The 14,954-nt window shown below is 55.6% G+C and carries 13 protein-coding genes; 12 read left to right on the top strand and 1 reads right to left on the bottom strand.

What is annotated here, in order from left to right; all coding sequences use genetic code 11:
- Positions 1–57 precede the first annotated feature (57 nt).
- From nrdH to leuA, 12 genes are all read left to right on the top strand, one after another.
- Positions 58–297, top strand: a complete 240-nt coding sequence (gene nrdH, locus JGF26_RS11410; RefSeq protein ID WP_134707845.1) for a glutaredoxin-like protein NrdH — start codon at positions 58–60, stop codon at positions 295–297.
- Complete coding sequence (gene nrdI, locus JGF26_RS11405) at positions 294–704, top strand: class Ib ribonucleoside-diphosphate reductase assembly flavoprotein NrdI (RefSeq protein ID WP_028016794.1); 411 nt, start codon at positions 294–296, stop codon at positions 702–704. Before nrdH ends, nrdI begins: the two co-directional genes overlap by 4 nt.
- Entirely contained in the window at positions 677–2,821 is a 2,145-nt protein-coding gene (nrdE, locus tag JGF26_RS11400; protein WP_134707846.1) for a class 1b ribonucleoside-diphosphate reductase subunit alpha, read from the top strand. The genes nrdI and nrdE overlap by 28 nt, the downstream gene beginning before the upstream one ends.
- Positions 2,822–2,830: 9 nt before the next feature.
- Positions 2,831–3,790 (top strand): class 1b ribonucleoside-diphosphate reductase subunit beta, encoded by a 960-nt coding sequence (gene nrdF, locus JGF26_RS11395; RefSeq protein WP_134707847.1) that lies wholly within the window; start codon positions 2,831–2,833, stop codon positions 3,788–3,790.
- A 331-nt stretch (positions 3,791–4,121) separates the two neighbouring features.
- On the top strand, positions 4,122–5,324 hold the full coding sequence (gene proV, locus JGF26_RS11390) for a glycine betaine/L-proline ABC transporter ATP-binding protein ProV (protein ID WP_028016797.1): 1,203 nt from the start codon (positions 4,122–4,124) through the stop codon (positions 5,322–5,324).
- Complete coding sequence (proW, locus tag JGF26_RS11385; protein WP_028016798.1) at positions 5,317–6,381, top strand: glycine betaine/L-proline ABC transporter permease ProW; 1,065 nt, start codon at positions 5,317–5,319, stop codon at positions 6,379–6,381. The genes proV and proW overlap by 8 nt, the downstream gene beginning before the upstream one ends.
- 9 nt (positions 6,382–6,390) lie before the next feature.
- Entirely contained in the window at positions 6,391–7,386 is a 996-nt protein-coding gene (proX, locus tag JGF26_RS11380) for a glycine betaine/L-proline ABC transporter substrate-binding protein ProX (RefSeq protein WP_134707848.1), read from the top strand.
- 137 nt (positions 7,387–7,523) lie between these two features.
- Entirely contained in the window at positions 7,524–8,708 is a 1,185-nt protein-coding gene (locus JGF26_RS11375) for an MFS transporter (RefSeq protein WP_028016800.1), read from the top strand.
- A 314-nt stretch (positions 8,709–9,022) separates the two neighbouring features.
- The gene (gene mprA, locus JGF26_RS11370) at positions 9,023–9,553 is read left to right on the top strand and encodes a transcriptional repressor MprA (RefSeq protein ID WP_028016801.1); all 531 of its coding nucleotides are present in this window, start codon (positions 9,023–9,025) and stop codon (positions 9,551–9,553) included.
- Between the two features lie 128 nt (positions 9,554–9,681).
- Positions 9,682–10,854: a multidrug efflux MFS transporter periplasmic adaptor subunit EmrA gene (gene emrA, locus JGF26_RS11365; protein WP_028016802.1), complete on the top strand. Its 1,173-nt coding sequence runs from the start codon at positions 9,682–9,684 to the stop codon at positions 10,852–10,854.
- Positions 10,855–10,870: 16 nt separating this feature from the next.
- The gene (gene emrB / locus JGF26_RS11360; RefSeq protein ID WP_049006031.1) at positions 10,871–12,418 is read left to right on the top strand and encodes a multidrug efflux MFS transporter permease subunit EmrB; all 1,548 of its coding nucleotides are present in this window, start codon (positions 10,871–10,873) and stop codon (positions 12,416–12,418) included.
- A gap of 96 nt (positions 12,419–12,514) precedes the next feature.
- A complete protein-coding gene (gene leuA / locus JGF26_RS11355) occupies positions 12,515–14,170 on the top strand; it encodes a 2-isopropylmalate synthase (protein WP_134707849.1) in 1,656 nt (551 codons plus the stop codon).
- Here leuA and JGF26_RS11350 read toward each other — a convergent pair.
- Positions 14,157–14,921, bottom strand: coding sequence for a helix-turn-helix transcriptional regulator (locus JGF26_RS11350; RefSeq protein ID WP_108091010.1), 765 nt, complete (start codon positions 14,919–14,921; stop codon positions 14,157–14,159). The genes leuA and JGF26_RS11350 overlap by 14 nt on opposite strands.
- Positions 14,922–14,954: the final 33 nt, after the last annotated feature.

The following is a 14,954-nucleotide window of genomic DNA, read 5'->3' as shown; positions in this document are numbered from 1 at the left end:
CACAAATCTGACGCGTACATTCGCGCCGTGCTCTCATTTTAAATGGAAATACGAATCATGAGCATTATTATTTACACACGTAACGATTGCGTTCAGTGCCATGCGACTAAACGTGCGATGGAAAACCGCGGGGTGGCATTTGAGATGGTGAATATCGACCAGCAGCCAGAAGCAGCCGATATCCTGCGCGCGCAGGGTTTTCGCCAGCTCCCGGTGGTGGTTGCCGGGGAAACCAGCTGGTCAGGTTTCCGTCCGGATATGATCAACCGCCTCGCCGCTCAGGCCGCCAGGGCATGAGCGGACTGGTTTTCTTCTCCAGCAGCTCGGAAAACACGCTCCGCTTTATCGAGCGCCTCGGGCTGCCTGCGACCCGCATTCCGCTGAACGAGCGAGAGCGGATCCAGGTAGAGGAACCTTACATACTGGTGGTGCCCAGCTATGGCGGCGGCGGTACGGCGGGGGCAGTTCCCCGCCAGGTGATCCGCTTTCTTAACGATCCCCATAACCGACAGCGTATTCGCGGCGTGATCGCGGCGGGTAATCGCAATTTCGGTGACGCCTTTGGTCGCGCCGGGGATGTTATCTCTCAAAAATGCGGCGTGCCGTATCTCTATCGTTTCGAACTGATGGGGACACAGCAGGACGTAGAGAACGTGCGTAAAGGAGTGAAGGAATTTTGGCAACGACAACCGCAGAACGGGTAATTCAGGCAACACCGGATTACCACGCATTAAACGCGATGCTTAACCTCTATGACCGCGAGGGGCACATCCAGTTTGGCAAAGACCACGAGGCAGTGGACGCCTTTTTCACCGCCCATGTCCGCCCCAATAGCGTAACGTTTGAAAGCCAGAATGCGCGGCTCGACTATCTTGTCAATGAGGGCTATTACGAAGAACGCGTCCTCACCCGTTATGATCGCGCCTTCGTGGTGAGGTTGTTCGAACGCGCGCACGCCAGCGGTTTTCGTTTCCAGACCTTCCTCGGCGCGTGGAAGTATTACACCAGCTACACGCTGAAAACGTTCGACGGTAAACGCTACCTCGAAAGTTTTGAAGATCGCGTGGTGATGGTGGCGCTGACGCTGGCTCAGGGCGATGAAGCACTGGCTGAACGGCTGATGGCGGAGATCCTCTCCGGCCGCTTCCAGCCCGCCACACCGACCTTCCTTAACTGTGGCAAAGCCCAGCGCGGCGAGCTGGTTTCCTGCTTCCTGCTGCGTATCGAAGACAATATGGAGTCGATTGGTCGAGCGGTGAATTCAGCGCTGCAACTTTCCAAACGCGGCGGCGGCGTGGCGTTTTTGCTCTCTAACCTGCGTGAAGCCGGAGCGCCAATTAAGCGCATTGAAAACCAGTCCTCCGGCGTGATCCCGGTGATGAAAATGCTGGAAGATGCCTTCTCCTATGCCAATCAGCTTGGCGCACGCCAGGGCGCAGGCGCGGTGTATCTGCACGCGCACCATCCGGATATTCTGCGTTTTCTCGACACCAAACGCGAAAACGCCGATGAAAAAATCCGCATCAAAACGCTGTCGCTCGGCGTGGTGATCCCGGATATCACCTTTGCCCTCGCCAAAGAGAATGCCGACATGGCGCTGTTCTCGCCTTACGATATCGAGCGTATCTACGGGAAAGCGTTCGGGGATGTCGCTATCAGTGCGCTGTACGATGACCTGGTAGCCGACGAGCGCATTCGTAAAACCTACATCAACGCCCGCGATTTCTTCCAGACGCTTGCCGAAATTCAGTTTGAGTCCGGCTATCCATACATCATGTATGAAGATACGGTGAATCGCGCCAACCCGATTGCCGGCCGCATTAACATGAGCAACCTGTGCTCGGAGATTTTGCAGGTCAACAGCGCGTCGACCTATGATGAAAACCTGGACTACGCGGACATCGGCAAAGATATCTCCTGCAACCTCGGGTCGCTGAATATTGCCCACACCATGGATTCCCCGGATTTTGGCCGCACGGTTGAAACCGCCATTCGCGGCCTGACGGCGGTGTCAGACATGAGCCACATCCGCAGCGTGCCTTCTGTTGAAGCGGGAAATACCGCGTCGCACGCCATTGGTCTCGGGCAGATGAACCTGCACGGTTATCTGGCACGGGAAGGCATCGCCTACGGCAGCCCGGAAGGGCTGGATTTCACCAACCTCTATTTTTACACCATCACCTGGCATGCGCTGCATACCTCAATGATGCTGGCGCGCGAGCGCAACCAGCGCTTCGCCGGTTTTGAACAGTCGCGCTACGCCAGTGGCGAATATTTTAGCCAGTATCTGGAAGGCGACTGGCAGCCAAAAACCGGGAAAGTACGCCAGCTGTTTGCTCGCTCCGGTATCACCCTGCCCACGCGCGCGATGTGGCAACAGTTGCGTGATGACGTAATGCGGCACGGCATTTACAACCAGAACCTGCAGGCGGTGCCACCGACCGGCTCGATCTCTTACATCAACCATGCCACGTCGAGTATTCATCCGATTGTGTCGAAAATAGAGATCCGCAAGGAAGGCAAAACCGGGCGCGTTTATTACCCTGCTCCGTTTATGACCAACGACAATCTGGCGCTGTATCAGGACGCCTATGAAATCGGGCCGGAAAAGATTATCGACACCTACGCCGAGGCAACAAAACACGTGGATCAGGGACTGTCGCTGACGCTCTTCTTCCCGGATACCGCCACCACCCGCGATATCAACAGGGCGCAGATTTATGCCTGGAAGAAAGGCATCAAGACGCTGTACTACATTCGCCTGCGTCAGCTTGCGCTGGAAGGCACCGAAATCGAAGGCTGCGTATCCTGCGCGCTGTAAGGAGAAAGGATGAAACTATCACGCGTGAGTGCCGTTAACTGGAATAAAATTCAGGACGATAAAGATCTGGAGGTGTGGAACCGGCTCACCAGCAACTTCTGGCTGCCGGAAAAGGTGCCGCTCTCCAACGATATCCCGGCCTGGCAAACGCTGAACCACGCCGAACAACAGCTGACAATCCGCGTCTTTACCGGACTCACGTTGCTGGACACCATCCAGAACACCGTGGGTGCGCCTGCCCTGATGACCGACGCGCTGACGCCACATGAAGAGGCGGTGATGTCGAACATCAGCTTTATGGAGGCGGTGCATGCTCGCTCCTACAGTTCGATTTTCTCCACACTGTGCCAGACCAAAGACGTGGATGCGGCGTATACCTGGAGCGAAGAGAGCGAGTCATTACAGCGCAAGGCGAATCTGGTGCTGGCGCATTATCAGGCTGATGAGCCGCTGAAGAAGAAAATCGCCAGTGTGTTTCTGGAATCTTTTCTTTTCTATTCCGGCTTCTGGCTGCCGATGTACTGGTCCAGCCGGGGCAAATTGACCAACACTGCTGATTTGATTCGCCTGATCATTCGCGATGAGGCGGTGCATGGGTATTACATTGGCTATAAGTATCAGAAAGGACTGGAGAAAGTCAGCGAGCAAAAGCGCGAGGAACTCAAAGGCTTCGCGCTCGATTTACTGATGGATTTGTACGATAACGAGCTGAGCTATACCGAGGAACTGTATGCCGGAACCGGCTGGGAGGAAGACGTGAAGGCGTTTCTCTGCTACAACGCCAACAAAGCACTGATGAATCTCGGTTACGACGCGTTATTCCCACCAGAGATGGTGGAAGTGAACCCGGCGATCCTGGCGGCGCTGTCACCCAACGCTGACGAGAACCACGATTTCTTTTCCGGATCGGGCTCCTCGTATGTAATGGGTAAAGCAGTAGAGACAGAAGATGAGGACTGGGATTTTTAATCACCACTAACGTTCGTTAATTTAATATAAATAGATATTTTTCTCGTCACTATTTGCATAGCAACTACACTGTAATGTCCATGCCATATTCGCCTGAATTGCTCCATTTCAGGCGAAATTCCCCGATACCGCAACAAAAAAATTGAGAAAAATTCAAATCACGCTCAGCCCTTTGCTCATGGGAAATTCAGCCGTTTCGCTTATGGCAAAATTCATGCCATAAGCAAACCCAGGGTTGTCTCAGATTCTCAGTATGTTAGGGTTATGCCCGTTAACAATTTACCATGGTAATCATATCGGCATAAACAAATAACAGGACACTCTCTATTGCATGGCAATTAAATTAGAAGTGAAAAATCTTTATAAAGTATTTGGCGAGCACCCGCAGCGCGCATTCAAATATATTGAGAAAGGCCTTACGAAAGAGCAAATTCTGGAAAAAACCGGGCTATCGCTTGGCGTTAAAGACGCCAGTCTGGCCATTGAAGAAGGCGAGATTTTTGTCATCATGGGATTATCCGGTTCGGGTAAATCCACTATGGTTCGCCTTCTCAATCGCCTGATTGAACCCACCCGCGGACAGGTACTGATTGACGGCGTGGATATCGCCAGAATATCAGACGCCGAGCTTCGCGAGGTGCGCAGAAAGAAGATTGCAATGGTGTTCCAGTCATTCGCGCTGATGCCGCACATGACGGTGCTGGATAATACCGCTTTCGGCATGGAATTAGCCGGCACGCCGGCTCAGGAACGCCAGGAAAAAGCCCTTGATGCACTGCGTCAGGTAGGGCTGGAAAATTATGCTCATGCCTACCCGGATGAACTCTCCGGCGGTATGCGTCAGCGTGTGGGATTAGCCCGTGCATTAGCCATTAATCCAGACATATTATTAATGGATGAAGCCTTCTCAGCGCTCGATCCTTTAATTCGCACCGAGATGCAGGATGAGCTGGTAAAATTACAGGCCAAACATCAACGTACGATTGTCTTTATTTCCCACGATCTCGATGAAGCGATGCGTATTGGCGATCGTATTGCCATTATGCAAAATGGCGAAGTCGTACAGGTCGGTACGCCGGATGAAATTCTCAATAATCCGGCGAATGATTATGTGCGAACCTTCTTCCGCGGCGTGGATATTAGCCAGGTCTTTAGCGCCAAAGATATTGCCCGCCGTACACCGAACGGCATTATCCGTAAAACGCCTGGATTTGGCCCACGCTCCGCACTGAAGCTGTTGCAGGATGAAGACCGGGAATACGGTTATCTGGTTGAACGCGGCAATAAATTTGTCGGCGTGGTTTCCATCGACTCCCTGAAAACCGCCCTGAGCGAAAACCAGGGAATTGATGCGGCGGTAATCGACACTCCGCTTGCCGTCGATGCCGAAACGCCGCTCAGCGAGTTGCTCTCTCACGTGGGTCAGGCGCCGTGCGCCGTACCCGTCGTCAGTGAAGAACACCAGTACGTCGGCATCATCTCAAAACGCATGTTGCTGCAGGCTTTAGATCGCGAGGGGGCAAACAATGGCTGATCAATCAAACCCGTGGGGCACCACTGAGGCCGCAGACAGCGCGGCACAATCTGCCGATGCGTGGGGTTCCACGCCAGCACCTGCCGATGGCGGCGGCGCGGCAGACTGGCTTAATAGCGCACCGGCACCGGCGCCAGAACACTTCAACATCATGGACCCGTTCCACAAGACGCTGATCCCGCTGGACAGCTGGGTGACGGAAGGGATCGACTGGGTAGTCACCCATTTCCGTCCGGTATTCCAGGGGATCCGCGTCCCGGTAGATTACATTCTCAACGGCTTCCAGCAGCTGATGCTGGGCATGCCCGCGCCGGTGGCGATTGTGCTGTTTTCCCTGATCGCCTGGCAGTTTGGTAGTGCCGGTATGGGGATCGCCACGCTGATCTCGTTGATTGCGATTGGAGCCATTGGCGCGTGGTCGCAGGCGATGATCACCCTGGCACTGGTGCTGACCGCCCTGCTCTTCTGCATTGTCATCGGTTTGCCGATGGGGATCTGGCTGGCACGCAGCCCACGGGCGGCGAAGATCATTCGTCCATTGCTGGATGCGATGCAGACGACACCTGCATTCGTCTACCTGGTGCCTATCGTGATGCTATTCGGCATCGGTAACGTGCCGGGCGTGGTGGTGACAATTATCTTCGCCCTGCCGCCGATTATTCGTCTGACCATTCTGGGGATTAACCAGGTCCCTGCCGACCTTATCGAAGCGTCACGCTCTTTCGGCGCCAGTCCGCGCCAGATGCTTTTTAAGGTTCAGCTTCCGCTGGCGATGCCGACCATCATGGCAGGCGTCAACCAGACGCTGATGCTGGCCCTGTCGATGGTGGTGATCGCCTCGATGATCGCCGTTGGCGGTCTGGGGCAGATGGTTCTGCGCGGCATCGGCCGTCTCGATATGGGGCTGGCGACCGTCGGCGGTGTCGGGATTGTGATCCTCGCCATTATTCTTGACCGCCTGACTCAGGCTGTCGGTCGTGATTCACGCAGTCGCGGCAACCGTCGCTGGTATACCACCGGCCCTGTCGGGTTACTCACCCGCCCATTCATAAAATAAGGAACAACGATGCGACATAGCGTACTTTTTGCCACAGCGTTTGCCACCCTTGTCTCCACCGGCACCTATGCGGCCGACCTGCCGGGCAAAGGCATTACCGTGCAACCGGTTCAGAGCACCATTTCGGAAGAGTCCTTCCAGACCCAGATAGTCAGCCGTGCGCTGGAGAAACTGGGCTATACGGTGAATACCGCCAGCGAAGTGGATTACAACGTTGGCTACACCTCGATTGCATCCGGCGATGCCACCTTTACCGCCGTCAACTGGCAGCCACTGCATGACGATATGTATGCCGCCGCCGGGGGGGACAAGAAATTTTACCGCGAGGGCACCTTCGTGACCGGTGCGGCACAGGGTTATTTGATCGACAAGAAAACCGCCGATAAGTACCACATCACCAATATTGAACAGCTGAAAGATCCGAAGATCGCCAAACTGTTCGACACCAACGGTGACGGCAAAGCCGACATGATGGGCTGCTCACCGGGCTGGGGTTGTGAAGCGGTCATTAACCACCAGAACAAAGCCTATGATCTGGCAAAAACGGTCGATGTGAGCCACGGTAACTACTCGGCGATGATGGCCGACACCATTGCCCGTTTCAAAGAGGGCAAACCGGTTATCTACTACACCTGGACCCCGTACTGGGTCAGTGACGTGCTGAAACCGGGTAAAGACGTGGTGTGGCTGCAGGTACCGTTCTCCTCCCTGCCGGGTGAGCAGAAAGATATCGACACTAAACTGCCGAACGGTATGAACTACGGCTTCCCGGTAAACACCATGCATATCGTCGCCAACAAAGCCTGGACGGAGAAAAATCCGGCGGCAGCGAAGCTGTTCTCAGTGATGAAACTGCCGCTGGCCGACATCAACGCCCAGAATGCCATGATGCATGCAGGCAAATCGTCCGAGGCTGATATCAAAGGTCATGTGGATGGCTGGATAAAAGCCCACCAGCAGCAGTTCGACGGCTGGGTGAAAGAGGCGCTTGAGGCGCAGAAGTAATACTCCGAATTCCCTCTCCACCCGGAGAGGGAACCTAAACCGCACAATACAACACCCAACACTCCCCCAACTTTCACAATCATTGGGTATGATGGTTTCCGGAAAAATAATCACTCAACTAATGATTCCTGAAACCAATGACCAAAACAACGCAAGGGCTTAGCCCCGCACTCATCCTTTTAATGTCCGTGGCAACGGGTCTGGCTGTCGCCAGCAACTATTACGCACAACCTCTGCTTGATACCATCGCCCGCGCGTTCAATCTCTCCGCCAGTTCCGCAGGCTTTATCGTCACCGCTGCACAGCTCGGCTATGCCGCCGGGCTGCTGTTCCTGGTGCCGCTGGGGGATATGTTTGAGCGCCGAATGTTAATTGTCTCCATGACCCTGCTGGCCGCCGGCGGGATGCTGATCACTGCCAGCAGCCAGTCATTAACAATGATGATTATCGGCACCGCGCTCACAGGGCTGTTCTCTGTTGTGGCGCAAATTCTGGTCCCGCTCGCCGCCACTCTCGCCTCCCCCGAAAAGCGCGGTAAAGTGGTGGGCACCATCATGAGTGGCTTGCTGCTGGGGATTTTACTGGCTCGTACCGTTGCAGGGTTGCTGGCAAGCCTCGGTGGCTGGCGTACCGTTTACTGGGTGGCGAGCGTATTGATGGTCGTGATGGCGCTGGCCCTGTGGCGCGGCCTGCCGAAGGTGAAGCAGGAGAATCACCTGAACTATCCGCAGCTTCTGGCCTCCGTTTTCAGTCTGTTTACGCAGGATAAACTCCTGCGCACTCGTGCCCTGCTGGGGTGTTTCACCTTCGCCAATTTCAGTATTTTGTGGACGTCGATGGCCTTTCTGCTGGCCGCGCCACCGTTTAACTATTCTGAAGCGACGATTGGTCTGTTCGGTCTGGCTGGCGCCGCTGGTGCTCTGGGTGCGCGTCCCGCTGGCGGGCTTGCCGATAAGGGCAAATCCCATCTGACCACCTCCGCAGGGCTGATTTTACTTCTGCTCTCCTGGGCGGCGATTTGGTATGGGCACGTCTCGGTACTGGCGCTGATCGTCGGTATTCTGGTGCTCGACCTCACCGTGCAGGGCGTTCACATCACCAATCAGACCGTGATCTATCGCGTGAAGCCAGAGGCACGTAACCGCCTGACGGCCGGATACATGACCAGCTACTTTATTGGCGGCGCAGCGGGTTCATTAATTTCCGCCTCTGCGTGGCAGCATGCGGGTTGGTCAGGCGTATGTGGAATTGGGGCTATCGTCGCCGCGCTGAACCTGCTTGTATGGTGGCGCGGTTATCATCGTCAGGATGCGATTAACTAAGTTTTACATTGCGTTGGGCCTCTTAGGGTATAAAGAGGCCCTTCAGTCTGTTAATGTAAACGTAATCATTTATCCCAGAAATTTTAATGTGGGTGACATATTTACAATCGGCATGAATAGTTCAGACCCCCGTCCTCACATCCTCTCTTCAGCGGGTTCACACCCTACGCTTTCTGTGCTCACCGGGTCACGGACTTACCCGGCGCTTTCTGATGGTGACATAAGTTTGGCGGATATAACCGCACAAATAATTCATTTACATTATTTGTCACTATCGTTACTATATCGGCTGTAATTAATGAGGTTATGCCCAAATGGATAGTTCGTTTACGCCCATTGAACAAATGCTTAAATTCCGCGCCAGTCGCCATGAGGACTTCCCGTATCAGGAAATCCTGCTGACTCGCCTGTGCATGCACATGCAGGGTAAGCTACTGGAAAACCGTAATAAAATGCTGAAAGCTCAAGGGATTAACGAGACGTTGTTTATGGCGTTGATTACGCTGGAGTCTCAGGAAAATCACAGTATTCAGCCTTCCGAACTGAGCTGCGCACTGGGCTCCTCCCGTACCAATGCGACCCGTATTGCTGATGAGCTGGAAAAACGCGGCTGGATTGAGCGCCGTGAAAGCGACAACGATCGCCGCTGCCTGCATCTGCAACTGACCGATAAAGGTCACCAGTTCCTGCAAGAGGTGCTGCCACCTCAGCACAATTGCCTGCATAAACTCTGGTCTGCCCTCAGCACCACCGAGCGTGACCAGCTTGAGCACATCACTCGCAAGCTGCTTACCCGTCTGGACCAGATGGATGAAGACGGCGCTATTCTTGAGGCGCTGCGCTAACGCGACGACACGCTCGAACATCCAGATTTAAAAAAGAAAACTGACAGGCCAGCACGTCACACTGCTGGCCTTTCTGACAACAGGTCGGCTCAGCCGATGTGAAAATAAGAAGATCGTGGAGAACAACAATGAGCGCAAATGCGGAGAGCACTACCCCGCAGCAACCGGCCAACAAGAAAGGCAAACGTAAGAGTGCCCTTCTTCTGTTGACCTTGCTCTTTATCATTATTGCCGTGGCATATGGGATCTATTGGTTTTTAGTATTGCGTCATGCTGAAGAGACAGACGACGCCTACGTGGCAGGGAACCAGGTACAGATTATGGCTCAGGTGTCGGGCAGCGTGACGAAAGTCTGGGCTGATAACACCGACTTTGTGCAAAAAGGCGATGTGTTGGTGACCCTCGATCCGACCGACGCCCAGCAGGCCTTTGAGAAAGCACAGACCGCGCTGGCCTCCAGCGTCCGTCAGACTCGCCAGCTGATGATCAACAGCAAACAGCTGCAGGCCAACATTGACGTGCAGAAAACCGCACTCGCCCAGGCGCAGAGCGACCTGAACCGCCGTGTTCCGCTCGGTACCGCCAACTTGATTGGCCGTGAAGAGCTGCAACATGCGCGCGATGCCGTTGCCAGTGCTCAGGCCCAGCTGGATGTGGCTATTCAACAGTACAACGCCAACCAGGCGATGGTGCTGGGTACCAGCCTGGAAAACCAGCCTGCCGTGCAACAGGCGGCGACAGAAGTCCGTAACGCATGGCTTGCCCTGCAGCGTACTAAAATCGTCAGCCCGATGACCGGCTATGTCTCCCGCCGTTCCGTACAGCCTGGAGCGCAGATTAGCCCGACCACACCGCTGATGGCCGTTGTTCCGGCAGACAATCTGTGGGTCGATGCTAACTTTAAAGAGACGCAGCTTGCCCATATGCGTATCGGCCAGGCGGCGACAGTTATCAGCGATATTTACGGCGATGACGTCAAGTACACCGGGAAAGTGGTGGGTCTGGATATGGGGACCGGCAGTGCCTTCTCCCTGCTGCCAGCACAGAATGCCACCGGTAACTGGATCAAAGTGGTTCAGCGCTTGCCTGTACGTATTGAGCTGGATCCAAAACAGCTCGCAGATCACCCGCTACGAATCGGCCTCTCAACGCTGGTTACTGTGGATACCGCCAACCGCGAAGGTCAAATCCTGGCAAGCCAGGTGCGTAGCAGCCCGGCTTATGAAAGTAACGCCCGTGAAATTAGCCTCGATCCGGTCAACAAGCTGATCGATGACATCGTGAAGGCAAACGCTGGTTAATCCGAAGGTGAGCGTTATGCAACAGCAAAAGCCGCAAAAACCGTTGGAAGGCGCGCAGCTGGTCATTATGACCATCGCGCTGTCGCTGGCGACATTCATGCAGGTGCTGGACTCCACCATCGCAAACGTGGCGATCCCGACCATCGCCGGTAACCTTGGCTCGTCACTGAGCCAGGGGACCTGGGTAATTACCTCGTTTGGGGTGGCAAACGCCATCTCAATCCCCATTACCGGCTGGCTGGCGAAGCGCGTCGGTGAAGTGAAGTTGTTCCTGTGGTCGACAATTGCCTTTGTTCTCGCCTCCTGGGCGTGCGGCATGTCCACCAGCCTGACGATGCTGATTTTCTTCCGCGTCATTCAGGGGATTGTGGCCGGGCCGTTGATTCCCCTGTCACAGAGTTTACTGCTGAACAACTACCCACCCGCCAAACGCTCTATCGCGCTGGCGCTGTGGTCGATGACGGTGATCGTCGCGCCGATTTGTGGGCCTATCTTAGGCGGCTATATCAGCGATAACTATCACTGGGGCTGGATCTTCTTTATCAACGTACCGATTGGCGCCGTGGTGGTCATGATGACGTTGCAGTCGCTACGCGGCAGAGAAACCCGGACGGAACAGCGCCGTATCGACGCCATTGGTCTGGCATTGCTGGTTGTCGGCATCGGTAGCCTGCAGGTCATGCTCGACCAGGGCAAAGAGCTGGACTGGTTCAACTCCCGGGAGATCATCATCCTGACGATTGTCGCGGTGGTGTCGCTGAGCTTCCTGATTGTCTGGGAGTTAACCGACGATAACCCGATAGTCGACTTGTCGCTGTTTAAGTCGCGAAACTTCACCATAGGCTGCCTGTGTATTAGCCTCGCCTACATGCTCTACTTCGGCGCTATTGTTCTGCTGCCGCAATTATTGCAGGAGGTATATGGCTATACCGCAACCTGGGCGGGTCTTGCCTCTGCGCCAGTGGGATTGATTCCGGTCCTGTTGTCGCCGATCATCGGCCGTTTCGCCCACAAGCTCGACATGCGCAGGCTGGTGACATTCAGCTTTATCATGTACGCCGTGTGCTTCTACTGGCGCGCGTATACGTTCGAACCGGGAATGGACTTTGGCGCCTCTGCGTGGCCGCAGTTTATTCAGGGCTTTGCGGTGGCGTGCTTCTTTATGCCACTGACCACCATCACGCTTTCTGGCTTACCGCCTGAGCGCATGGCGGCGGCATCGAGCCTGTCGAACTTTACGCGTACGCTGGCAGGCTCCATCGGGACGTCGATCACCACGACGCTGTGGACCAACCGTGAGTCGATGCACCACGCTCAGCTCACTGAAGCGGTAAATCCGTTCAACCCTAATTCTCAGCAGATGTATGCCCAGCTTCAGGGAATGGGAATGACGGAACAGCAGGCTTCCGGCTGGATCGCCCAGCAGATCACCAACCAGGGGCTGATTATCTCCGCAAACGAGATTTTCTGGGTGTCGGCTGGGATCTTCCTCGTTCTGCTGGGTCTGGTGTGGTTTGCCCGTCCACCGTTTGGTGCCGGTGGTGGAGGCGGTGGCGCGCACTAAAGCGCGTTGTCCAAAACGCGACAGTTATTGTCAGTTTCGATAAAGCAGCGCTCCTGAAATCCATTCACGATAGTGAAAAGACAACAGGAGCGCATCATGCTGAACACACCCGCCGACAAATACCAGCCTTACCCCCCCCTTTCACTGCCCGACCGCCGCTGGCCGGAGCAACGCATCACCCGCGCGCCGCGCTGGCTCTCCACCGATTTACGTGACGGCAACCAGGCCCTGGCCGAGCCCATGGACAGCACGCGCAAGCTGCAGTTCTGGGAATTGCTGCTGAACTGCGGATTTAAAGAGATTGAAGTCGCCTTTCCTTCCGCCTCACAGACGGATTTCAACTTTGTTCGCCAGTTAATTGAAGAGAACCGCATCCCGGATGACGTCACCATTCAGGTGTTAACCCAGGCGCGGGAAGACCTGATCGTCCGCACCTTTGAATCGTTACGCGGCGCGAAACGGGCCACCGTCCATCTGTATAACGCCACCGCCCCGCTGTTCCGCCGCCTGGTGTTTGGCATGGAGAAAGCGCAAATCGTGGAGCTGGCAACACGCTCCACGCGGCTTATCCGCAAGCTCTGTGAAGAGAACCCGGAAACCCGCTGGCAGTACGAATACTCCCCGGAAACCTTCTGCTTTACCGAGCCGGAGTTTGCGCTGGAGATTTGTGAAGCCGTGGCAGAGATCTGGCAGCCCTGCAATGAGCGACCAATGGTGGTCAACTTACCCGCGACTGTCGAAGTCAGCACGCCGAACGTCTATGCCGATCAGATTGAGTATTTCTGTCGCCACTTCAGCCGCCGTAACGATGTCTGCATCAGCGTCCATCCGCATAACGACCGCGGTACGGGCGTCGCCAGCGCCGAGCTGGCCGTGATGGCCGGCGCCGACCGGGTAGAAGGGTGTCTGTTTGGCAACGGGGAACGTACGGGAAACGTCTGTCTGGTGACGCTGGCGATGAATCTCTACAGTCAGGGCGTTAACCCGAATCTCGACTTTAGCGAGATGAATCGGGTGGTGGAAGTGGTCGAAACCTGCAACCAGCTTCCCGTGCATCCGCGCCATCCATGGGCAGGACGGCTGGCCTATACCGCCTTCTCCGGCTCACATCAGGACGCGATCAAAAAAGGCTTTGATGCCCGCAAGCCTGGCGAACGCTGGGAGATGCCTTACCTGCCTGTGGACCCGCAGGATATTGGCTGCACCTACGAAGCGGTGATCCGCGTGAACAGCCAGTCCGGGAAAAGCGGCAGCGCGTGGCTTATTGAACAGAACCATGGTCTGAAATTACCCCGTGCGCTGCAGCAGGATTTCAGCCAGCACGTACAGCAGGAAACGGATCGCCACGGAAAAGAGATGACGCAAAATGCACTGTGGCAACTGTTCCGTACCCGTTACGGCCTGGTGGCAACGCCACCATTTGCCCTGCAATCGTACCGCAGCGACAGCCAGCAGGACGGGCAGTTGCGCTTAACGGCAAGCATCGCCACGCAGGGGGGAACACGCCAGCTGGAAGGTCAGGGTATTGGTTTGCTGTCCGCCGCTGCCAGCGGCCTGAGTCGCTGGGTCAACACGCCGTTTGTGATTAAGGATTACCACGAACATACCCTGGGTGAACGCAGTGACAGCCGCTCAGTGGCCTATATTCGCTGTTTGTTCCAGGACGGTTGCAGCCGCTGGGGCGTGGGTATCGACAGTGACGTCGCGCGCGCCTCTCTTCAGGCGCTCTTTAACGCCGTCAGTCGTTTTTAAAGTAATCGCTGGGAGAGACACCCATCACCCGACGAAACATCGCCGTAAAGGCACTGTGACTGCCGTAACCCAGTTCCAGTGCCACGCGTAGCACCGGCTGGCCCTGTGCCAGCCGCACTAACGCCTCCAGCAAGCGAGCCCTTCTCAGCCACTCAACGTAACGTAATCCTGTCTGCTGCTGAAAATGCCGGTTCATCGTGCGCTCGCTCATTCCAAGCGAACTCGCGGCCTGAAGGCTGTTCCAGCGATCTCCTGGTGACTGACGGATCTGCTGGCACAGGTGGCGTAACGGGGCGCTCTCCGGCTCAGGCAGATGAAATGGCAGCACAGGCATGATGCGAATTTCATCCAGAATGAGTTCATACACGCGCTCATCTCGACTCCCCGGCGAGTAAGATTCAGGCAGTGAGAGAGAAGCGAGGATCAGTTCGCGCAACAGTGGGGAGATCTGCACGATCTGGCACGCTGCGGGGAGATCGGCACGCGCCAGCGGATCGATAAACAGCGTGCGCGCCGCAACGTTCCCGGTGATACGAAGCGAATGACGCGTCCCCGCTGGCAGCCAGACGCCGCGGCCAGGAGGAACCACCCAACAGCCGGATGCGGTATCAACCCGCACCACCCCGCTCAAAGTATGCAGCAGTTGCGCGCAGTCATGCTCATGCCAGGGTTCGCTGTCGCCATGAACATAATCATGGGCAAAAGGAACGAGTGGACGATGGGTAAAGGTGAACGTTGAGGTTGTGGTCATGGGGTTAAACAACCCTCGCTCTCCCCTCTCCCG

The sequence above is a fragment of the Enterobacter sp. E1 genome (genome assembly GCF_016809815.1).
Taxonomy (GTDB): domain Bacteria; phylum Pseudomonadota; class Gammaproteobacteria; order Enterobacterales; family Enterobacteriaceae; genus Enterobacter; species Enterobacter adelaidei.
The sequence above is the reverse complement of the archived record's forward strand: the minus strand, read 5'-3'. Positions and strand labels throughout refer to the sequence as shown.